This is a genomic window from Nocardioides marmoraquaticus, from assembly GCF_054777915.1.
This window is the reverse complement of sequence record NZ_BAAHAA010000003.1, coordinates 43697-64168: the sequence shown is the minus strand read 5'-3', so window position 1 is coordinate 64168 and position 20472 is coordinate 43697. Positions and strand designations below refer to the sequence as shown.

Genomic DNA, 20472 nt, shown 5'->3' with positions numbered 1-20472 from the left:
TGGTGCTGGTCGCAGAAGGGACCCCCGCAGGGCGCGACCTCCCGCCGAGCGGGTCGACCGGGAGGCCGGTCGGGTGCTCGGGTCAGACGCTGAGGATGCGGGCGAGCTCGCCGTCGAAGTCGACGAACGCGCTCTCCTGGCCGTCGGGGACGGCGGCCAGCATGCGGGTGACGAACTGGTTGACCACCCGCGAGTGGGCCTGCACGAGCAGCTCGCCGTCGGGGGAGCAGAGCTCGATGATCACCACGGCGGTGCCGTTGGAGCTGAGGCAGGGCCAGACGTGGACGTCTCCGTCACCGGTGGGCTCGTAGAGGCCCTCGACGAGGAGCTCGCGGCCGAAGGTCCACCGCACCTCCTGGGTGGAGTTGCGGAAGACCATGGTCACGGCGAACGGGTCGGCCGGGTCGAAGACCAGGTCGGCCTCCAGCGCGGTGGCCTCGCCCTGCTGGTCGACGAACTCCAGCTCGACGTTCTCGGTGACGGCCTGGGCGGTGCGGGTCTGCTTGCTCATCTCGGTGTCCTTCGTAGATCTCCCTGAGGCCCCCTCCACGGGACCTCCTCGCGCCCCTCAACGCGATGGGGAAAGAGTGCCCGCAATCAAGACTGAGCGTCGGCTGATCTTCCGAAATATCCGCTTTATCCTCCAGGTGGTCTACTCCCTGACCTGGGGTGGTCTATTTCGGGGCGTCGGTGGTCTAGTCGCGAGTGGACCAGTTGCACCCGATGTCGTCGTTCCGCGGTATGCAGCGGGCGGGCCGACCGACGGGTCCCCCCGGTTCGGCCGGACCGGTCGCCTGCGCTACAGTTCACGTCGCCTGAGCAGCCGTGCGGGATGGTCCGCCGGCGCCGGCTCGGGGCGATTGGCGCAGTGGTAGCGCGCTTCGTTCACACCGAAGAGGTCACTGGTTCGAACCCAGTATCGCCCACCCGAAGAAACACCAGGTCAGGGCCGGTTTCCAGAACAAGGAAACCGGCCCTGTGCCTTGTACGTGCCACAGCGTGCAGCACGGGCCTCACCGAGAGGACCAGCACGATGACCAACCCCGACCCCCGTGTGGTGACCGAGCTCGTCACCTACATCGCCACGCCCTGCCCGGACTACTGCGACCTGCCGCCGATGCACCCGATCGACAACCAGCCGCTCGACGGCAAGGGCGGGTTCCGGATCCACAACGGCCCGAAGTTCGGCCGGTTCCTCGACGGGTGGGCGGAGGAGTACGCCGCAGCGCCCGGCACGCTCATCACCGGCGTGGACGTCGTCACGGGCAACGACAGCGTCGAGGTGACGGCCGACGAGCTCGACCAGCTCGCCGACGACGCCCGCAAGGCCGCCGAGTGGCTGCGAGCACAGAAGTGAGCGCCGAGACCGAGGCCGTCTCCAACCATGACCTGCACCTGGAGCTGCGCGCGATGCGGCAGGGCATCGAGCGCCTCGTCAACGCCACGGATGCTGTGGAGGGTGCGGCATGAGCAACTACACGACCCCGACCGGACGGCCGTACGTCGAGTGCGACGACCCGGTGACGAACCCGATCACCGGCGAGGTCAGCCGCTGTGGCCGGCGGTCGACCGGTCGCCGCGACCGTCTCGATCACGGCCCGCGGCTGACCCTGTTTGACCTGCCCCGAGGGTGGAGCATCGCTCCCTACTCCGACGACTTCGACCACGGGCTGACGCGCCGCAACCTGATCGACGGGACCCCGATCCCACCGGTCCCAGCGCTGGCGGGGATCGTTGGCAGCCTGCACACCTGCCCGTCGTGTGACGCGCGCTCGCGGCGGCGAGTCGCGTGAGGCGCCCAGCGTCTCCTGGGGCCTCCAAGCCGGTCACCGCTCTCGTGACGACCCTGCCGACGTGCCCCAGCTACTGCACCCTGCCGCGCGACCACGACAGGGAGTGGCTGCCCGGGTCCACGTACCGGCTCCACGAGGGCCCGAAGTTCGGGAGGTTCCTCCGAGCCCAGGCCGACGAGAGCGCCGAGCAGCCGCTGCGGCCCATCGTGTCGCTGTACGCCGACACCGACCCCGAGCTGTCGACCGCCGAGCTGCGGGAGCTGGCCCAGGACGTGCAGAAGGCCATCGCGTGGCTCGAGGCGCAGCCGTGATGCGGCCGTTAGGACGACTGACGACCGAGCACTGCCAGCAGTGCCTTCACGAAAGGCTGCTCAGCGGACTCGGCGAGTGACGGGATGGCGATAACTGTCCCGTCTCGCAGGTGGGCCTCGTAGACGGGGTAGACCGACCACTCCTCGTAGTTGTAGTAGGCGTCTACCTGGGTCACCGAGACTCGGCTCAGGTCACCGATGGGCCAGACAGAGACGGCGAGCTCGTCAGCGACCTTGTTGCGAGAGTCTCGCAACGTCCAATCCGCGTCGCCAGATCGTCGAGCCGTGGCGTGAGCGATGTGGTCGTCCGTCAGCCACGTGACCGACCAGGTCATCGCCTTGGTGCCACCACTTCCGTGATCCTCGTCCTTGTTGATCTGCGCCTTGATCGCGAGCCAGGACGTGACCTTGGACGGCTCGACGAGAGCGGCGAGGCCGCCGATCACCTGCACGGGCGCGGTCGAGCCCTCATAGGACTTGCATCGGTCGCGCGCCTGCCTCAGCGAAGACTCGTTCATGCCGGGACCGTACGTCAGAGACCCCGCCGGCGGGATGGTCACGCGGGCGGGGTCTCACTGGACTCGACGCTGGTCAGGTCTCTGGGCCGTGAAAGGAGGAGGGCCCTCGCTGCCATCGATCCCGTACCGCGGTGGTGTCCTGCCGCGATCGGGTGACGTTGACGCCGAGCAGGTGTGGGTGGCTCTCCCATCACGCGGCCGGTGTGGCGGTCTCTTCGATGCCCAGCAGCGCGGCCTCGGCCTCCTGCTGCGCCTGCATTCGAGCCATGGAGCGCCGGCGACGCTGCGCGATGATCTCCCGCTCGTCCTTGCACTTCCGACAGCCGGTGTAGGACTTGCCTTTGCCGTCGACCCTCGCTTCGCCGTGCTCTGCCCACAGGTGGCCGCGCTGGCACTCGACCGACGGGTCGCGGGTCGGCGGCACCTCGCCTAGCCACGCCTCCCTGAACTGGGCCCGGGCTCTTGTCACGCGCCCTCGGTATGCATCTCGGGTAAGCCCTAGTGCCTCAGCCGCCTGGGTCTGCACGTTGTCGAACGCCGCGAGGGCGGCGAGCGCTTCGTACTGCTCCCCTGACAGCGTGCTGAGAGCGTGTCGCAGCATCAGGCGGTCGCACATCCTGTCGCTGAAGCCGTCGTCACTGTGGTGCTTCGGTTTCCGCACGGGCAGCCAGTACTCGACGAAAGAAGGCCGCTCGTCCCCTGTGACGGGGTCGTGGCCCGAGTCTCGGCGTTCGGCGTTGACCTCCTCGTCTAGGGCCCTGGCAGCGACGATGAGGAGCTCGCCGAAAGTGACGTCGTAGTTGCGCGTGCACTGGCCTCGGCCGCAGCCGCATTCGTACAACCGCTCGACGATCGCACCCCATGCGATCTCGTAGCGGTCGCCGTTGTCGATGACGCCGAGCGAGCGCTTGTGCTTGGTCTGGGCGATGCGGGTGGCCCGATCAACGTCGTCCAGGGTGTATCCGTGGGTGAGCGTGGCGGTCTTCGCGAGGGACGTCATCGTTGCTCCTTGCCGGTCGGGGACTGCTGCTCAACGTTGGTCACGGCGTCCTGCCTCCCGCGCGTTGGTACTCGCGGAGGTCAAGCGTGAGGGCTCGTCCGCGCTGGACGGCGGTCATCTGCTCGGCGGTGAGCTTGACGGTGATGGTGCGGTCTTGGGCGCTGGCGGCGGTCACGGAGGCGTGGACGCTGCGGGCGGAGAGCTGGACTTCGCCGCGGGGAGCGGCGTCGAAGGTCGAGATCTCCTTGGACAGGTCCCCGAGGAACCGCTTGACCTTGGGGGTCTGGCGGTCGAAGCCGTCGACGAGGCCGCCGATGATGAGCTCGCCAGCGGGGCGCAGCAGCTTCGCGTCGCGCTGGGCGGGGCCCTTCCAGTCCGGGATGAGGTTGGTCAGCTCGCTCAGCTTGGACCGGACGGTGCCGATCATCCCGGTGATGCCGTCGATGAGGCCCTGCACGATGCGGCGGCCGGCCGAGAGGAGCCAGGAGCCGGCGGCGGAGAAGACGCCGGTGACCTTGGCCTTGATGCCGCGCACGAAACCGACCAGGGCGGTGATGGCGGTCCGTACGCCGTTCTTGATGCCGTTCCACACCCGGGTGGTGCCGGACTTGGCGGCGTTCCAAGCGGCGAGCAGGACGGTCTTGGCGATGGTCACCTGGGTGCGGACCACGGTGACGACGACCCTGATGACGGTTGAGACGACGGCCTTGATGCCGCGCCACACCGCTGAGGTCACCGCCTTCACGGCGTTCCAGACGCCGCGGACGACGGCCAGCACGATCCGCACCTGGGTGGTGACGACGGTCTTGATCGCGCCCCAGATGAAGGCCAGGTAGCCGCGGAGGAAGCCGAACACGGCGACAGCGGCGGTCTTGATGCCGTTCCATGCCCCGGTGACGATGTTGCGGAAGGTCTCGGACTTCTTCCACGCGATCACGAAGATCGCGACTAGCGCCACGATGGCGAGCACGATGAGGCCGATGGGGTTGGCGGTCAGGGCTGCGTTGAGGAGCCACTGCACACCGGCCCACACCTTGGTGACGACACTGATCGTGGTGACGATGCCGCGGTAGGTGGCCATCACGGCGCCCGAGACGGCCATGACCGCGTTGACGGCCACCACGGCGCCGACCAGGGCCAGTACGGCGACCGCGAAGGTCTTGACCTTGCCCTGGTTCTCCTCGGCCCACGCGAGGCCCTTTACGCCCGCGTCCGCGAGCTTGGTGAAGGTGGGCAGCAGCCCGACCACCAGACCCTCGGTGACGGTGCCGAAGGCGTTCTTGATCCGCTCGGTCTTGCCCTCGGTGGTCTTCGCGAACGCCTCGCCGGAGCCGCCGAACTGCTTCTCGAGCTCCTTGAGGATGATCTTCTGCGCGCCCATGACGTTGCCCCCGTCGACCAGGGACTTGATGGTCTTCTTCTGCTGCTCAGTGAAGGACACGCCGACCCGGGAGAGCGCGCCGACGCCCTTGATGGGGTCGTTGAGGGCCTTGCCGAGCTGGATCGCGGCGGCCTTCGGCTCGGTGCCCATGGCGCGGGCCAGGTCGACCATCGCCCCGGTGGTCCGGTCGAAGATCGCGTTGCCCTTGCCGGCCTCGTTGCGGATGTTCGTGAACGTCAGCAGGAGGTTGGCGCCCTCCTGGGTCGCCTCGGCCTCGGTGGTGGTGAGGCCCTCGAGCTTGTTGCCGAGGTTCTCGACGTGCTTGGCGGTGACGCCGGCTGCGCCGCCGGTGGACTTCACGACCGCTTGGGTCTGGGCGTTGATGCGCTCGACGTTGGAGACGGCCTTGAGCGCCCCGGCACCGATGGCACCGATGCCCGCCCCGACCGCGAGGGCGGGCACGAGGGCCTTCTTGAAGCCGCCCCCGATCTTCTGGGCGGCGGTGGCGGTCTGCTCGAACTCGGCGCGGGCCTGCTTGCCGTTGGCGAGGATCGCGATGGTGATCGCGTTGCTCATCGCGGGGTCCTCTCGGCTTGGTGGTCAGCGGCGGATGCGGCGGGCGGCGCGTAGGAACGCTTGGCGCTCGCCCCGGGTGAGGTGGGGGTAGTCCCGGGGCGAGACGCCGGTCACGAGGCAGAAGGCGGCGAACTCGTCATCGGCGTCGCGCTGGGCTGCGGCTCTTTTCCCAAGGCGCTGCTCTCGGCGAAGGGGTCGCGGTCGTCGACGTCGTCCTCGACGGCGAAGAGGTCCTGCAGCGAGCCCTGGGTCATGCTCATCACGCTGTGGTAGGCGTCGCGGTCGCCCTGGCCGCTGCGGCGCATCAGCACGAACCCGCAGGCGCGGGCCACGGTGATGGGGTCGAGCTGGTCGAGGCTGTTGCCGAACGCCTGTTTGATGGCGATCTCGTCGAAGCCGGTGAGGCTGTTGGCGACCTCCTGGCCGGTCAGCTTCGCCGAGGTCGCCGGCGTCGCCAGCGATGCCGGGGCAGGGTCGGGCTGTGCGCCCGTGGCGGGGTCGACGGGCGGGGCGGTGAACCCGCCGTACGGCTGGGGTGCGGTCGGGTCGAAGTGCTCGGTCATGTGAGGCCCCTCCTACGGGCTGCGGCGTTGATCTCGTCTTGCAGGAGCTGCACCGCCTGGGGGCGCAGCTCCTCGTCCGTCTTCTGCATGAAGCCGGAGGCGCTGATGTTGCGGGCGGGCCAGCCGTAGTTGATGGGCCCGGCGTACGGCACCGCTGCGCGGCCGGCGACGACGACGGCTTTCGACTGGGCGCGGTTGCCGCGCACCGATCCGGACAGGCGTCCGGACTTCTTCGGTGCGTGGCGTGCGGCTGTCTCGGCACCCAGGGCGCTGAGCTTCGAGAAGGCGTTCTTGAGGTCGTCGACGTCGAGGCCGAGGGCCTTGAGCTCGCGTACGACGCGAGACAGACCCTCGACCTTGAACCCGTCGCGACCGGCCACGGCTCAGGCCGTGATCTTGTTGGGCTTCGCGGTCAGCGGCCACTCGCACTCGATGGTGAACTTCGCGGTGGCGGAGGCGTCGGCCTCGCCGCCGAGGAAGTCGCCGTCGGGCTCGGTGATGATCGCGTTGAAGCCGTAGTGCGGCTGCGCGACCGTGGGGGTGGTGTTGCCGTAGGGCCGCAGGATGCAGGCCACGGTGGCGCCGGGGTTGGACCACACCCGGTCCCACACGCTGCCGGTGACGGCGTCCTGGGCGGCGGTGAACGCGAGCTTGTACTCCCGCGCCCCACCAGCGGCGGCGTCGGCGAAGGTCACGAAGTCGGAGTCGGACTCGCCGCTCGTGATCCGGGCCTGGGACAGCTCGGCGCGTGCCTCGGTGCCGCCGATGCTGATGGTCAGGGATCGGGTGCCGATCTGGGCCATGGGTCAGTCCTCTTCTCGAGAGCCGTTGATGAAGACGCACGGCACCTCGCCGGCGCCGGGGAAGATGAGTCGTTCGGGCCGCACCCGAGTGACGGTCATGTGCTCGGCCAGCGCCCGGCGCACGTCGGGGACGTACTGCTCGATCCACCGCTCGGCGTCGTCGAGGCTCTGCGGGAGGAGCAGGACGACGTTCCAGTAGCAGACGCCGCCGAACGGGTTCGGGTACTCGATGCGCTCGAGCCGCACGAAGCCGTCGCCGGGCTTGGTGGTCTGGCGGTAGTAGGGCGACACGGTGCCGACGCCGCCGGCCTGGGTGGCTGCGGTGGCGAGGAGGTCGCGGACGGTGGTCATCCGACGGGCAGCTTCCGGTAGGGCCCCTCGAGCCGGCGGATCTCGCTGTCGAGCCGCGAAACCGGGATGCCGCCGGCCTCGGACATCTGCACGCCGAGGGGCAGGTTGCGGCGGGCGAGGTTGCAGGCCACGCGCCGCTTCAGCGCCTCGAGAAGGTCGTGGCTGTACGTCGACGTGCGACATGCCATGGCTTGGGCGGCTGCCTCCGCAGTGAGGGCGTCGTCGACGCCGCGCAGGTCCGCGGAGGACGCGCTGCAGTAGTCCGCTACCGCGCCGAGGTCGACCTCGACCCCACCGATCTCGACCACCATGGCTCAGCCGACCTCGATGGCGACGCCGTCGACCACGTGCACGCCGGGCACGTCGAGAACGTAGCCGTCGCCGGACACGGTGTGGTGGCTGCCGTCAGGGCGGGTGACCTTGCAGAGATCGTTGACCGGGACGACGTCGCCGACCGCGCCGGTCTCGGTGGGCTCCGGCGCCTCGTCCTGGGCCGCTGGGGGCTCTGAGGTGGTGACGGGGCCGTCGGTCGGCTCGTCGTTGCTGGTGCCGCTCACAGCTGCTCCTCGTCCTCTTCGGCGGCCTTCTCGGCGGCCTCGACGGCGGTGAGGCCGTCGATGTCGCGCTTGGCCTTGGTGTGGTCCTCCGCGGGCCCGATGGCACGACCGTGGGGGTCGGTGCCGGTGTGGGTCTCGAGGCCGGTCTTCTTGGGCTCCTCGGTGGCGACCGTGAAGTCGGCGGACTCCGGCGCCTCGCCGAACGCGAAGGGAGCCGGGCCGTTGCCGGCGAGCTCGGGGGTGTGGGTGGCCCCCGAGCTCGCCTTCCTCGGGGCGCCCATCAGGCGTCCGCGGAGGTGTAGTCGAGCCGCTTGACGTCGCTGTCGCGCAGGACGGCCGACGCGGTGTAGCCCCAGATGGCGAGGTCGATCGCGGCGACGCGGTACTCGAAGACGAACTTCTTCGGGGCCGACGCCCACGCCCACACCGAGGAGGGCACGAAGAGGTAGCTGTTGGAGCTGTTCGCCGCGCCGAGGGCCCAGGCGGCGCGGCCGGTGAGGGTGCCGAGCTGCACGCGGTCGAAGGCGCCCTCGATGGTGCCCTGGGCGTTCTGCGGGGACAGGACGGGCAGCAGCTTGCGGCCGGAGCCGTCGGCGGCGTTGACGAGCGCCTTGAAGAGCTGACCGTCGAGCGCCATGCGGGTGTAGCGGTTGCCGCCGCGGACGTACTGCAGGTCGACGAGGAGGTTGGTCACCTGGTTGACGAGGGCCGAGTCGACCGCCCCGGCGAAGTTGGTCTCGGTGAGGCTGAGGCCGTTGAGCAGCGTGGCGATGCGGGACTCGAGCGCCTCGAAGTAGGCGTTGAGCATCTCGCCCCAGATGATCTGGTCGGCCTGCGGCGAACCGCCCTGGTCCCAGACCTCGCGGACGATCTCGACCTTGCCGGAGACCGGGGCCGGCGTGACGGTCTGCGACGTGGCGGTGAAGGCGCCCGGAGTGGGCTCGACACCCTCGGTGTGGGGGCCGACCAGGCCGGACGCGGAGGAGAACTTCGGGATGGTGAAGGGCGTCTTGTCGGTGACGACGCCGGTGGAGACCATCTCCCACAGCGGGCGGGTGAACGTCAGGTTCGGCACGAACAGATCGGGCCGGCTCTGGGTGGGGTTGAGCGTGCTGACGTTGCTGGAGGTCACCGCGAAGGTGAAGGCGTCCTCCATGAACGTCTCGAGCCGCTGGCGGGCGTCGGAGTCGCTGTTGTAGCTGCGGAGGTCCTCGGAGAAGGACTCGGCGCCCTCGGTGCCGTCGAAGCGGTAGGGCGACGGCTCGTTGATCTCGAGGCCGCCGTGGCTGATGACGGTGGGGCCGTCGCCGTTGCTGCCGAGGGCGGCGAAGCCGGCGGTGATGGCCTCGGCGATCGGGGTGGCGTCGAAGGTGGGGCCGGCGTTGCTGGCCTCGAAGGCCGCGACGTCGTCGGCCTTGCACTCGGTGACGCCGCTCGCGTGGACGACGCCGCACTTGGTGCACTTCATGGTGACTCCGTTCTCCGCGGCGCTGGCCGCGACTGCGTGGACCCGTGCGTCATCGAACGCGGGGGCTGGGGTGAGGCTGATCTCCATCAGCGGGGCCTCGACGGCGTGCTGGACGCCGTCCTTGGTCTGCCATTTGCCGCCCTGGCGCAGGCCGATCGAGAGGCCGTCGAGGACCTTGTCCTCGGCGAGCGAGAGGGCCTGGTCGCCTTCGGGGCCGCGGGCGACCTTGAAGGTGGCCACGAGGCCGTGGTCGGTGTCCTCGAGCTGGGTGGCGACGCCGACGGCGCGGGTGGGGTCGTGCTGGACCCAGAGCTTCACGCGGCTGACGTCGGCGTAGGTGATGGTGCCCTTGGCGAACTGGAACGCCATGCCACCGGACAGGCCGGCCTTGCCATACGGGACGGCGAGGCCGCGGATGGTGCGCTTCTCGGCGTTGACCTCGAAGACCTCGGCACCGGGGGCGTCGAGGCGGCGGGCGGGGCCGTCGCCGTCGAAGGTGATGGCGGGTAGGCAGCCATTGGTCATGCCGTCTGCTCCTCGGGTGTCGGGCGCGCCGCGGGGAGGGCGCGCACGTTCTCGGCCGGTACGCCCTCGAGCTCGGCGATCCGCTCGTCGGTGATGGCCCCGACCTCGCGGCCGACCTTGTACGCCTCGTAACGGCTCTTCGCGTCAGCGCGCAGCAGCTGGTCGACGTTGAGCTGGGCGCGGTAGCCGCGCTGGGTGACGTTGTCCATCGAGAGGGCGTCCTGCACCGCGACCATGAAGGGGGCGAGGGTGTAGTCGATGAGTGCCTTCCGACGCTCGACGCCGTTCTGGTAGGTCCGCGAGGTGGTGGAGACTCCGACGTCCTCGGCGTCAACGCCGACGAGGCGGGAGATCTCGAGGACGGCGTGCTGGCGGGCCTCGGCGAGCTGCAGCTTGTCGGGGTCGACGCCGCCGGAGTGGTAGATCAGCGCGGCAGGGACGTACGCGGCGGTGCGCTTGCGGCGGGCTTCCTGCCAGTCGTCGAGGAAGGCGGCGATGGTGTCGTCGTCGGCCGGGTCGACGTTGTCGGCGGGGGTGAAGTACTCGACGGGCGGGATGCCGTCGGCGATGCGGGCAGCGGCCTGGTCGAGCATCAGACAGGTGCGGATGGCGCGGGCGCCGGCGAGGAGGAGACCGTCGGTCGGGGAGTCGAAGCGGATGAGGTCGGCGTCGGGGACGTGGCGGCCGTCGACGTAGATCCGACCGTCTTCGCCCTTCTGGACCTTGGCCGGGTCGAGGCGCTTCACGTACACGGGCCAGCCGCGGTACTCGCGCTCGACGACCCGCCACCACGCGACGCCCTCGAACAGCATGTTCTCGAAGGTCTTCGCCATCGTGACCGACCGCGGCACGTCACGCTCGGGCTGGTCGAACAGCGGCCAGCGGGCCAGGCGTCGGTCGGGACCGACGAGCTCGAGCGGGAGGGTGCCGAGGGTGCCGGCGATGAGGTCGCGGATCCGCTTGACGGCGGGGACCTGCATGGCGCGCTTGCGGTCGATGCGCGGGGCGATCGAGCCGAGGGCGTCGTAGGACTCCATGCCGACGACGGACGGCGGGAAGGCGACGTCGTCGACGGCGAAGGTGGGCGCCTCAGCAGAGCCGGGCGGCGCGTAGCCGGCCGGGCCGAAGACGAGGTCACGGATCCGCCCCACGTTGCCGAAGGTCGCACCGGCCGGCGGGCCCGGGTCGGGTCTTGACCCAGACGGTCAAGTCACCTGACAGATACCGTCAGACCGCCGGTCGACGCACACTGGCGGGCAGCACGATCCGAAGCTCACCGCGACCGGTGGCGCGGCACTTCCCCGCGGCCCACACGGCGGCCTTGATGGCGTCGGCGCGGCCACGGGACACGACCCGGGCGCCGTCGGGGCCGGGCTGGGTGCGGACGGACAAGACCTGTCCGGTGAGGTGGTCGCCAGCGTCGTGGCGGAGCCCGTCCTCGGTCAGCAGCCGGTCGAGCTCGGTGACGGCGGCGGCGACGCGGCCCTCGCCGGCCTTCACGCGGATGCCCTTGAGGGCGGGGTCGTCGGCCAGCGACGAGCCGACGGTGACGGTGCCGCGGTACCCGGACTCCTTCACGGCGGCGACGGCGGCGGTCAGGTCGGGGTGGTCGCTGACGGAGACGACGGCCCGGGTGCCCTGGCGCCAGCCGAGCGCGACGGAGACGCCGTCGGCGAACCAGGACTCGACCGCGACGGCGTCGGGCAGCGCAAGGGGCGGCGGCTCGACCAGCGCGGTCCAGGCGTCCTCGGCGACGACGCTGTCGCCCTTGTCGGGCTTGGCTGCCCGCAGCCGCCACACGTTCGTGTACTGCGCCACGAAGCCGGCCATCGGGTCGGGGTCGTCGGCCGTCGGGTCGACCTCGCCAGCGAGCGCCTTGGCGTACTTCGCGGCGATCATGCGGCGGCGATCCTCCGACCAGTGCGGCGACGCGGCCCGCCACGTCTCCTCGGCGCCCGGGTCGTCCTGCGGCCTGGCGCCCCACAGCAGCAGCAGCGTCTCGCCGTCCTCGGCCGCCAGCGCGTTCGCGACGCGACGCGGCATCAGCGACGTCGCCCGCCGGTGCGCCGTCGACGTCAGCAGCAGCTGCGGCGACAACCGCTCCATCGTGGACGGCTCAAGGCCCTCGTCGAACGGCCCGGGCTCGACCGCCCACGCCTCGTCAACCATGCCCAGCGTCGTGTCGTAGCCGTACACCTGCTCGGTCGACCGCACCAGCCACCGATGCTCGGCCTCCTCGGTCGTGTGAGCGATCTCCTCCTGGCCGGCGCCGCGACGTACGACCCAGCCGCGGGCGATGGCCCACTGCCACGCCTGCCGATGGATCTCCTTGACGATCTCTCGGTCCTTGCCGGTGTGGATCACCAGCTGCCGCTCACCGAACAGGTCCCAGTGCGCCACCCGCCACAGCGCCATGGCCCGCAGCCGCACGCTCTTGCCGGCACGGCGGGGGCACGACTCGACGATGACCCGCCACACCAGCGCCCCGTCGGCGTCGTGCTCGAGCTGGCGGACGAACGCGAGCTTCTGCCACCAGCGCAGCTCGACCTTGAGGTGCTCGCGGACCCAGTCGATCGCGTCCCAGCCGTACGAGCCGGTCGCCCGCGGATGCACCGGCGTCATCGCCAACGGCACAGCAGCATCCCCAGGAACCGTGAGGACGTCGGAGAGCCACGGAGCCGCAGAGAGGCGCTCGACGGACCAGGAGAGAGCTTCGCGGACCTCCAGAGGCTCACCAGCGACCCCCAGTGTGTGTACGGGCAGGTTCGGGGGCTGCGTGGGGTCGTTCTCTTGGGAAAAATCGGACGTCGACATGCCAGTCGGGTTCCGATCAGCATGTTCGCGGAGGGCGTCTTGCTTGGCCTTCGCGATGACGGCGGCCTGGCTGGTCTTGTCGGAGCAGGCGCGGTGCTCGACCTGCCAGTTCGAGATCTCCCACGTGAGCTCGGGGTGGGTGATGCGTGGCTTGATGTGGCCGACGACCCACCGGTCTCGGGTCGTGACGGTGATGCTGCACTGGCCGCAGGGTGCGGGGAGCCAGGTGGCGACGTGTTCTCGGGCCTTGCGTACGGCGTTGCCCGACCAGCTGTTAGCCACCAAACACCTGGCTCATCTGAGCCACCTGTCTCATGTGGGACACCTGATGCAGGCGCATCACCTGCGAGGCGCCTCGCACCCGTTCAGGTGGGAACCGGGTTCCCACCTGTTGCACACGCAACAGGCGAGCTGGGTTGCTCACCTGCCGTGGGCTAAGCGGTGCTGAGGTCATCGGGGTGTCGGTACTGCCGACACCCGTGGGGGTGCGGATCTTGCACACCCCTGGGGTACGCGCGTTCTGCGTACCCCTCATCGGTGGCTCGCTGGGCAGGTGGGGTCGGGGACCACGGCGCGGGTGAGGACGAGGCAGCGGGAGCTGCTGCTGCTGTGGAGGTAGCGGGCGTCGATGGCTTGGCTGATGGCTCGGCTTATCTGGGACTGGTGGAGGGTGGGGTCGAGGCCGCGGTGCAGTTGGCCGGGGGTGAGGGGGCAGTGGCCGGTGGGTCCTGACCAGGCTTCGGCGTAGGCGTGGACTCGGAGCCACAGGGGGAGGCGGGGGTTGCGGGCTCGTTCTGCCCACTCGAGGTCGACGGCGGTGGTCATCGTGCACCCCCCGGGTGGTGTGGGACGGGGGACGGGCTTGAGGGGCTGTGGAGGTGCCCTCTTCCTGTCCCGTCCCCGTCCCCCTTATAGGAGGGGACGGGGGACGGGCCTACGGAAGCCCCGTCCGGGACGGCGTGGGACGGGCTTGGGACGGGGGACGGATGGTCAGTCATCGGTGTCTCCGTCCCACGGCTTGAGGAGCTCGTGCGGAGTGCCGTCGCTGAGGTAGCCCTCGACCTGCAGCAGGGTGCGTGCGGTGCGGATCGCGGTCGCCTTGCCGCGAACGAGCGCCTCGAGCTTCGTGCTCGTGAGGGGCCCGTGCTCGCTGATCTTGCGGCAGATTTCGCCCATGAGGTGAGTGGGTCGGAAGTCCTCGTCGCGGGCCGATGGGGCGGTGATCTCGACCTCGGCGAAGCCTTCTTTGTGGGAAGCGAGGACGAGGTCGCCCATCCAGTGCAACCCCCCGGATGAGGGGAGGGCGTGGCGTCGGAGCTGTCCTGGGCGGTCCTTGGCGATCTTGATGGTGGAGCGTCCGGTGAGGCCGCGGCCGAAGCTGGTGCGGTTCTCGAGGAGGTAGGCGGCGCCGTCGAGTCCATTGAGCTTGTGGACGCCGCCGATGCTGTAGCGGCCGCGGGTCTCGCTGGACTTGGTGACGTGGTCGAGGCAGACGCCGGCTGCGCCGGCCTCGGAGAGCCGGCGGGGGAGGATGCGGCCGAACTTGGCGACGTCCTGGTTGCTGTTGGCGTCGAGGCCGTGGAGGGTCATCGCTTCGGTGACGCCGTCGACGACCGCGAGGGTCGGCTGTACGTCGCGGAGCAGGCTGGTGAGGTCGTCGTGGTGGATGCCGGTGCCCAGCGGGTCCTCGGGGCGGATGTAGTGGAAGTGGTAGTAGAGGTTGTTCGGTCTGCCGCCGAGGTCGAGGAGTCGGCTGGTGACGCCGCCTTCGTCGTCCTCGAAGTCGAGGTAGACGACGTCGTTGCCGGCAGCGATCTCGTGGAGTACCACGGCGAGCATGAACCACGTCTTGCCGGCCTCGGACTCGCTCGAGACGGTGTGGAGCTTGCCGGGGTAGAACAGGCCGACTCCGTCGCTCCTGCGGCCGACGGTGGGTTCGGCCGGCTTCCACTCGCCGCTGAGGACGGGCCCGAGGTCACGGGTCTTCCACGAGCGCCGGAAGGTGCCGTCGTCGGCCTCGTACGGCGACGGACCGGGGTCACCCCAGTCGTCGGCGATGGCGACCCCCATCAGTCGGTGTTCGCCTGGCGCAGGAACGCGAGCAGTGTGTCGCGGAACTCGACGTCGGCGGCGCTGGTGAGGTCGGCACGGTTGCGGCATGCCTGGGCGATCTCGTCGCAGCTGGGGGTGCCGACCTCCGCGAACTGCTCGGCGCGCTTGAGCCAGAACGCCCGGTCACCCTGGACCCAGGCGTCGTGGAGTACGTCGACGAGGAACTCCGCGACGCTCTGCCGCACGGGGGTGGGTTCGGTCTGCTGCTGTCCGCGTGGGGTGAGCCGGGTGACGCGGGTGGATCCGCAGCTGCAACTCCAGGGTGAGGTGAGGGTGCCGCACTGGTTGCAGCGGACGCGGTAGACGTCGTCGAGCGTGAGGTCGCTCATCGTGCTCACGCCCCCCGCCGTGCGGTGGGAATGGGGGAGAGCAGGGCGTCGAGGTCGTTGCGGTCGATCCGCACGAGCCGCGAGCCCTTGACGCGGTGCCCCTTGAGGTCACCGCGAGCGATGTAGGACCGGATGGTGCGGTCGGTGACGCCGAGGTACTCGGCGGCCTCCTGCTGGCTGAGCCAGCGACGAGGGTGCGTCTTGGGAGTGGAGTTGTTCATCTTGCGCCTCCTGGGCGGTGGCGTCGTCTGCATTTGGGCATGACGACGACCCCCGTGAGCCGGCAGGCGTCGCGGGGGTGCAGGGGTGGATAGCGCTGAGAGCAGGCGTCTCAGGGGAGACGCAAGAACCTCACCGGGGCCTGCGCTGGTGGTCCGGGAGAGGGCATGCAAAAGGCCCGGTCGGTGGGTACCGAGCGGGCCTTGGTGATGGCAGAGTTATCCGCCGCAAAAGTTGCATTCGCCAGATTCGAGTCCGACTGTCTGCTGGCTGCAGCGTGTCAGAGGTTGGTCGGCCTGGCAAGCGGTACGGCTGAGCGGAAGGCTACGGACGCCTCGTCGCCATCTCGGAGAGCTTGCGGGCGATCGCTGCGTCGCGCTCGTCGGCCGCGTGCTGGTAGCGCATCGCGGCCCCCGGCGTGGAGTGCCCGAGCCGGCCCATGAGCTCAGCCAGGGTGGCGCCGGTCTGGGCGGCCATGACGGCGCCGGTGTGGCGCAGGTCGTGCCAGCGTAGGTCTGGGCGGCCGGCGGCCTCGCGTGCCGGGTAGAAGGCGCGGTAGAGCGTGGAGGGAGCGAGGTGGCCCCCGCTGGCGGCGGGGAACAGCAGGCCGTCCTTGCCGGGCTGGGTGTGCTGCAGCTGGTGCTCGCGCACGAGCGGCATCAGGTGGGGCGGGATGGCGACGTCGCGAATCCCGGCGTCGGACTTCGGGGTCTTCACGATGGTCTCCCCGTCGGCACGCACGACGCCGCGGCGTACGTGGATGACGCCGCGCTTGGTGTCGATGTCGTTGCGACGGAGCTCGGCGAGCTCACCGAACCGCAGGGCGCACCAGGACGAGAGGAGCGCGGCGAGGCGGTAGCGCTCGGGGAGGTTCTTGACGAGGGTCTCGAGCTCGTCGAGCTCGAGGGGGCGGACCTTGCGGACTCGGCTGGTGGAGCCGGCGCCGCGGATCTTCGCCGGGTTGAAAGGGATGAGGTTCCGTTCGGCCGCGGTGCCGAGGATGGTCCGCAGCAGCGAGTAGGCGTGTGCCTGCAAGGTGGGTTGGCCGACGGCGGTGATGGCGTGCCACTCGTCGACCATCTCGGGGGTGATGTAGCGCATCGGCATCGGGCCGAAGGTCGGCAGGATGTGGGTGTCGAGCAGCGACCGGTAGTGCGACCGCGTGCGGGCGGCGAGTGGCTTGCCCTTGACGCGGCGACCGGCGAGCCAGGCGTCGGTGTAGCCGGCGAACTGCAGAGCCTTGGGGCCGGTCTGCGCGGACGGCGGCAGCCACTTCTCGCGCACGATGTCCGTGCGGACGGTGGCGAGCCACTCGTCCGCATCGTCCTTCGTGTCGAAAGTCGTGTGGGCCTTGTGAGGGAGGCCGTCGGGGCCGGTGTAGCGGGCCTGCCAGCGCCCTGAGGGCAGTTGGCGGATGTTCCCCCAGCCGGTACGGCTGCGCTTCTGGGTCGACAACAGTTTCGCCTCTCGTGCCATCTGCGTGCCATAGGAGGCTAACACTCGATGCCGTTGCATTCCCGTTACTGCCGCGCTACTGTTTCGCTGCGTCGCAGGTCAGCGGCCTAAAATCCCAGGTCAGCGCCAGTGACGCCAGATCGACTGGAAACTGGTTCGAACCCAGTATCGCCCACCGACAGCCACGGCCCCCGGGTCTCCGCAGCACGCGGAGCCCGGGGGCCGTCGGCGTTCCCTGGCCGGCTCAGCTGGCCCGTGCGCGCCGGGCGCGCAGCCCGAGCGCCACGTCGACCGCCAGGAACACCAGCAGGCTCACCCCGAGCAGCGGGACGAACCAGCCGACCGCGGCCGCGACGACGGCCACGCCCACCAGCTGCGCGGGCGACGCTTCGCGCCAGGCACCCCGACGGGCCGGGCGCCCGAGCCGCCGGCCGCCGCGGGTGGGGCGACGCTGCCACCACATCCGGTAGCCGAGCACCGTCATGGCCGCGATGCCGAGCGCCAGCACGAGCAGCGCCACCTGGTTGGCGAGGCCGAAGAGCACGCCCATGTGCAGGTCGATGCCCCAGCTCGCGAGCTTCGCCACGACGGGCCAGTCGGCGAAGCGCACCACGTCGACCACCCGCCCGGCCTGGTCGACCGAGACGACGTCGGCCCGCGTCGGCCACGAGGTGTCGAGCTCGGAGACCACGTAGGTGCCGCTGCGGCTGGTCGGCCGCGTGATCTCTAGGGGACCCGAGAGGCCTTGCCCGCTGGCGACGGCCTCGGCTCGCTGGAATCCGATCCCGGGGGAGTCGGGCATCGGGGCCGCGGAGTCGGCCTCGCTCGTCCCTCCGCCGTGACCGGCGTGGCCCTCGTGCGTGCCGTCCCCCGCCGCGGTGTCGGAGACGACGACCGGGGTGGTCCAGTCGAGGGCCGCGCGCAGCTCGCTGACGTGGGCACCTGCGTACGTCGACCACGTCAGGCCCGTGGCCGACAGCATCAGCATCCCCAGGACGAGCCACGTGCCGAGCACGCCGTGCCACGACAGCGTGCGGCGACGGCCGGACGCGGTGCCGTCGGGCCGCCAGCGCGACCGGGTGCGCCGCCGGCCCGTCCACCACAGCGCCAGGCCGGCCAGCGCGACCACGCCCAGCCACGAGGCCGCGAGCTCGGAGTAGAGCCGCCCCGGCTCACCGAGCAGCAGGTTGCGGTGGAGCTCGTCGATCCAGGTGCGCACCGGCAGCGCGCCCGAGCCGCCGTACGACGTGAGCTCGCCCTGCACCTGCCCGTCGACGGGGTCGACGAAGACGGCCAGCCGGCGGAACTGCTCCGTGCGGCCGTCGTCGAGGAGGACGCGCGTGGTGTCGCCCGGCTCCGCCGCGGGCCGTACGGCGAGCAGCGGCAGGTCGGGCTGTGCCGACCGGGCGGCGGCGACCTGCTCGTCGATGCTGAGGGCGGGCCCGCGCGAGTCGGTGGTCAGCTCGTCGTGGTGCACCCACGCCTCGAGCTGCGGCGAGACGGCGTACAGCGCGCCGCTGAGCGCGGCGACCAGGACGAACGGCGCCACCAGGACGCCGGCGTAGAAGTGCAGCCGCAGCAGCAGCGGACGCAGCGAGCGGCGTCTCGTCGGCGGCGACGCGGGGGGAGGGGTGTCGTGCTCGAGCAGGGTCATGGGAGATCCTTCGCGACGGCAGGGCGCGCTCGGGAGGTCGTCCGGGCGCGAACGGTCTGCTCGACCGCGGCGTCCGGGAGAGGGGCCGGACGGGTCAGCCGAGCGCGAGGACGCTCGGCGGGGCGCGCAGCGGGCGCGCAGGGTCGTGCGGCGTGGCCTCGGGCACGCGCGCCAGGGCGGCGCGGGCCGGTACGGCGCGTGGTGCCACGGGCAGCGTGACCGCGCGCGCGAGAGCGGGACGGACCACCCCGAGCAGCCAGTCGAGGGCGCGGGCGAGGGTGCGTTCGAGCCCCGCGGCCACCGCGGCGGCGACCGCGGCGGCAACCAGGTGGTGCACCGCCATCACGGAGGTGTCGACGTGGTGGGCCATGGCCCCCGGGGCGGCGCCGGCCGTGAAGGCGGCGTGCCAGACGACCTGCGCGACCAGCGAGAGCGCGAGCATCCGCGCGGGGTCGACGGCGCGGCCGAGCAGCACCGGAGCCAGGCCGACCGAGGTCACGAGCGTGAGCAGGGCGGCGAGCGCGGTCACGTCACCGCCCGCCGTCTGGTGCGCCGTCATCGCCCCGACCGCGCACGTCAGCCCGGCCAGCCCGTGCCGGAGCCCGGGGGCCCGGCGGGCCGGACCCGCGATCGTCGCCTGCGCCGTCGGCACCCGGGGATCGTAGGTCATCGCCGTGACGGGCTCGTGGCGCGGCCACGGCGCGGGTACGCCGGGGGCGTGACCCCCTCGCCGCCCGTCGACCACACTGCAGCCGCCCCTCGCGCCGGGATCGTCGTGACCGGCACCGAGGTGCTGACCGGGCGCGTCGCCGACGCCAACGGGCCGTGGCTGGCCGAGCAGCTGCTGGGTGCGGGCGTCGACGTGGGACGCATCGTCGTGGTGGGCGACCGGCCCGGCGACCTCGTCGCCGCGGTGCGCTCCCTCGACGACCACGACCTGGTCATTACGAGCGGCGGGCTCGGTCCGACCGCCGACGACCTCACCGCCCAGGTGGTCGCCGACCTCCGGGGCCGGCCGATGCGGCTGGTGCCCGAGCTCGTCGAGCTCGTCGGCGATGTCGTCGACCGGCTGGCCGCGCTCCGCGGCTGGGACGTCGGCGACGCGGGCCGTCGCGCCGAGATGAACGAGGGGGTCCGCAAGCAGGCGCACGTGCCCGAGGGCGCCGCCTGGCTGGCACCGGTGGGCACCGCGCCGGGCCTGGTCGTCCCCGGCCGCGACGGCTCGCCGCCGGTCGTGGTGCTCCCGGGTCCGCCAGGCGAGCTGCGGCCGATGTGGCCCGAGGCGCTGCGACACCCGGTGGTCGCCGAGGCGCTGGCCGGCGCGACGGGGCTGCGGCAGGCCACGGTGCGGATCTGGGGCCCCCCGGAGGCCGAGCTGGCCGGTCTGCTCCGCGACCTGGAGCGCGACCGCCCGGGCGCGCTCGACGCGCTCGAGGTCACCACGTGCCTGCGCGACGGCGAGCTCGAGGTGGTCTCGCGCTTCGGTCCCGACGGCCGCGCCGCCGCGGACGTCCTGGGGGAGGCCCTGGCGGAGCGGTTCGGCGACGCCGTCTACAGCCCCGACGGACGCACCGTCGACGAGGTGCTGGCCGACCTGCTCGTCGCCCGGGGAGCGACGGTCGCCACGGCCGAGTCGTGCACGGCGGGCCTCGTCGCCGGCCGGCTCGCCGACCGGCCCGGCTCGTCGGCCTACTTGCGCGGCGGGGTCGTCGCCTACGCGAACGACGTCAAGACCGAGCACGTGGGCGTCCCCGCCGAGACCATCGAGCGCGTCGGCGCGGTCAGCGAGGAGGTGGCTGTCGCGCTGGCGCGGGGCGCGCGCGAGCGCTTCACGACGACGTACGGGATCGGGGTCACGGGCGTCGCGGGTCCCGGAGGGGGCACGCCCGAGAAGCCCGTCGGCCTGGTGCACGTGTGCGTGTCGGGTCCCGACGGCGACCACCCGCGGGTGCTGCGGCTGGGCGGCGGGCGCGACGCGGTGCGCCGCCGTACGGTGGCGAGCTGCCTGCACCTGCTGCGCGAGGTCGTGTCCGCGACCTAGGC

24 protein-coding genes and 1 tRNA gene are annotated in these 20472 nt (G+C 71.2%); 5 read left to right on the top strand and 20 right to left on the bottom strand.

Annotated elements, in window-relative coordinates:
- Positions 1–82 precede the first annotated feature (82 nt).
- On the bottom strand, positions 83–511 hold the full coding sequence (locus ACYU8I_RS03160; RefSeq protein WP_460837358.1) for an SsgA family sporulation/cell division regulator: 429 nt from the start codon (positions 509–511) through the stop codon (positions 83–85).
- Between the two features lie 343 nt (positions 512–854).
- Between ACYU8I_RS03160 and ACYU8I_RS03155 the strand changes: the two genes are divergently transcribed.
- The 4 genes from ACYU8I_RS03155 (at position 855) to ACYU8I_RS03140 (ending at position 2104) form a co-directional block, all read left to right on the top strand.
- Positions 855–926, top strand: a tRNA-Val gene (locus ACYU8I_RS03155).
- A gap of 107 nt (positions 927–1033) precedes the next feature.
- Entirely contained in the window at positions 1034–1357 is a 324-nt protein-coding gene (locus tag ACYU8I_RS03150) for a hypothetical protein (RefSeq protein ID WP_460837355.1), read from the top strand.
- 163 nt (positions 1358–1520) lie between these two features.
- Positions 1521–1793, top strand: a complete 273-nt coding sequence (locus ACYU8I_RS03145) for a hypothetical protein (RefSeq protein ID WP_460837352.1) — start codon at positions 1521–1523, stop codon at positions 1791–1793.
- A 44-nt stretch (positions 1794–1837) separates the two neighbouring features.
- Positions 1838–2104: a hypothetical protein gene (locus tag ACYU8I_RS03140; protein ID WP_460837350.1), complete on the top strand. Its 267-nt coding sequence runs from the start codon at positions 1838–1840 to the stop codon at positions 2102–2104.
- A gap of 8 nt (positions 2105–2112) precedes the next feature.
- Here the strand turns inward: ACYU8I_RS03140 and ACYU8I_RS03135 are convergent, their stop codons facing one another.
- The 19 genes from ACYU8I_RS03135 to ACYU8I_RS03045 all read right to left on the bottom strand — a co-directional run bounded on the left by ACYU8I_RS03135 (position 2113) and on the right by ACYU8I_RS03045 (position 19081).
- On the bottom strand, positions 2113–2622 hold the full coding sequence (locus tag ACYU8I_RS03135; protein WP_460837348.1) for a hypothetical protein: 510 nt from the start codon (positions 2620–2622) through the stop codon (positions 2113–2115).
- Positions 2623–2812: 190 nt separating this feature from the next.
- Complete coding sequence (locus ACYU8I_RS03130; protein ID WP_460837346.1) at positions 2813–3622, bottom strand: hypothetical protein; 810 nt, start codon at positions 3620–3622, stop codon at positions 2813–2815.
- A 40-nt stretch (positions 3623–3662) separates the two neighbouring features.
- A complete protein-coding gene (locus tag ACYU8I_RS03125) occupies positions 3663–5579 on the bottom strand; it encodes a phage tail protein (RefSeq protein ID WP_460837345.1) in 1917 nt (638 codons plus the stop codon).
- Positions 5580–5689: 110 nt separating this feature from the next.
- Entirely contained in the window at positions 5690–6142 is a 453-nt protein-coding gene (locus tag ACYU8I_RS03120; RefSeq protein ID WP_460837343.1) for a hypothetical protein, read from the bottom strand.
- On the bottom strand, positions 6139–6522 hold the full coding sequence (locus ACYU8I_RS03115) for a hypothetical protein (protein WP_460837342.1): 384 nt from the start codon (positions 6520–6522) through the stop codon (positions 6139–6141). Before ACYU8I_RS03115 ends, ACYU8I_RS03120 begins: the two co-directional genes overlap by 4 nt.
- Before the next feature lie 3 nt (positions 6523–6525).
- On the bottom strand, positions 6526–6945 hold the full coding sequence (locus ACYU8I_RS03110) for a hypothetical protein (RefSeq protein ID WP_460837340.1): 420 nt from the start codon (positions 6943–6945) through the stop codon (positions 6526–6528).
- 3 nt (positions 6946–6948) lie between these two features.
- Positions 6949–7296, bottom strand: coding sequence for a hypothetical protein (locus tag ACYU8I_RS03105; protein WP_460837338.1), 348 nt, complete (start codon positions 7294–7296; stop codon positions 6949–6951).
- Entirely contained in the window at positions 7293–7607 is a 315-nt protein-coding gene (locus ACYU8I_RS03100; protein ID WP_460837335.1) for a hypothetical protein, read from the bottom strand. The genes ACYU8I_RS03105 and ACYU8I_RS03100 overlap by 4 nt, the downstream gene beginning before the upstream one ends.
- Positions 7608–7610: 3 nt before the next feature.
- Positions 7611–7853: a hypothetical protein gene (locus ACYU8I_RS03095; protein ID WP_460837333.1), complete on the bottom strand. Its 243-nt coding sequence runs from the start codon at positions 7851–7853 to the stop codon at positions 7611–7613.
- Positions 7850–8134, bottom strand: coding sequence for a hypothetical protein (locus ACYU8I_RS03090; protein WP_460837332.1), 285 nt, complete (start codon positions 8132–8134; stop codon positions 7850–7852). The genes ACYU8I_RS03095 and ACYU8I_RS03090 overlap by 4 nt, the downstream gene beginning before the upstream one ends.
- Positions 8134–9846 carry an HK97 family phage prohead protease gene (locus ACYU8I_RS03085; protein WP_460837330.1) on the bottom strand — a complete coding sequence of 571 codons (1713 nt, stop codon included), beginning with the start codon at positions 9844–9846 and terminating at the stop codon, positions 8134–8136. The genes ACYU8I_RS03090 and ACYU8I_RS03085 overlap by 1 nt, the downstream gene beginning before the upstream one ends.
- Positions 9843–10997, bottom strand: a complete 1155-nt coding sequence (locus ACYU8I_RS03080; RefSeq protein WP_460837328.1) for a phage portal protein — start codon at positions 10995–10997, stop codon at positions 9843–9845. The genes ACYU8I_RS03085 and ACYU8I_RS03080 overlap by 4 nt, the downstream gene beginning before the upstream one ends.
- A 76-nt stretch (positions 10998–11073) precedes the next feature.
- Complete coding sequence (locus ACYU8I_RS03075) at positions 11074–12480, bottom strand: HNH endonuclease (RefSeq protein WP_460837326.1); 1407 nt, start codon at positions 12478–12480, stop codon at positions 11074–11076.
- A gap of 1170 nt (positions 12481–13650) precedes the next feature.
- Positions 13651–14730 (bottom strand): AAA family ATPase, encoded by a 1080-nt coding sequence (locus ACYU8I_RS03070; RefSeq protein WP_460837324.1) that lies wholly within the window; start codon positions 14728–14730, stop codon positions 13651–13653.
- Positions 14730–15110: a hypothetical protein gene (locus ACYU8I_RS03065; RefSeq protein WP_460837322.1), complete on the bottom strand. Its 381-nt coding sequence runs from the start codon at positions 15108–15110 to the stop codon at positions 14730–14732. Before ACYU8I_RS03065 ends, ACYU8I_RS03070 begins: the two co-directional genes overlap by 1 nt.
- Positions 15107–15322, bottom strand: coding sequence for a helix-turn-helix domain-containing protein (locus ACYU8I_RS03060; RefSeq protein ID WP_460837320.1), 216 nt, complete (start codon positions 15320–15322; stop codon positions 15107–15109). The genes ACYU8I_RS03065 and ACYU8I_RS03060 overlap by 4 nt, the downstream gene beginning before the upstream one ends.
- A gap of 322 nt (positions 15323–15644) precedes the next feature.
- Positions 15645–16775, bottom strand: coding sequence for a tyrosine-type recombinase/integrase (locus ACYU8I_RS03055; protein ID WP_460837318.1), 1131 nt, complete (start codon positions 16773–16775; stop codon positions 15645–15647).
- A gap of 244 nt (positions 16776–17019) precedes the next feature.
- Positions 17020–18429 carry a PepSY-associated TM helix domain-containing protein gene (locus ACYU8I_RS03050; protein WP_460837316.1) on the bottom strand — a complete coding sequence of 470 codons (1410 nt, stop codon included), beginning with the start codon at positions 18427–18429 and terminating at the stop codon, positions 17020–17022.
- Positions 18430–18523: 94 nt separating this feature from the next.
- Positions 18524–19081 carry a hypothetical protein gene (locus tag ACYU8I_RS03045; RefSeq protein ID WP_460837314.1) on the bottom strand — a complete coding sequence of 186 codons (558 nt, stop codon included), beginning with the start codon at positions 19079–19081 and terminating at the stop codon, positions 18524–18526.
- A 66-nt stretch (positions 19082–19147) separates the two neighbouring features.
- Between ACYU8I_RS03045 and ACYU8I_RS03040 the strand changes: the two genes are divergently transcribed.
- Positions 19148–20470, top strand: coding sequence for a competence/damage-inducible protein A (locus ACYU8I_RS03040; RefSeq protein ID WP_460837312.1), 1323 nt, complete (start codon positions 19148–19150; stop codon positions 20468–20470).
- Positions 20471–20472 lie beyond the last annotated feature (2 nt).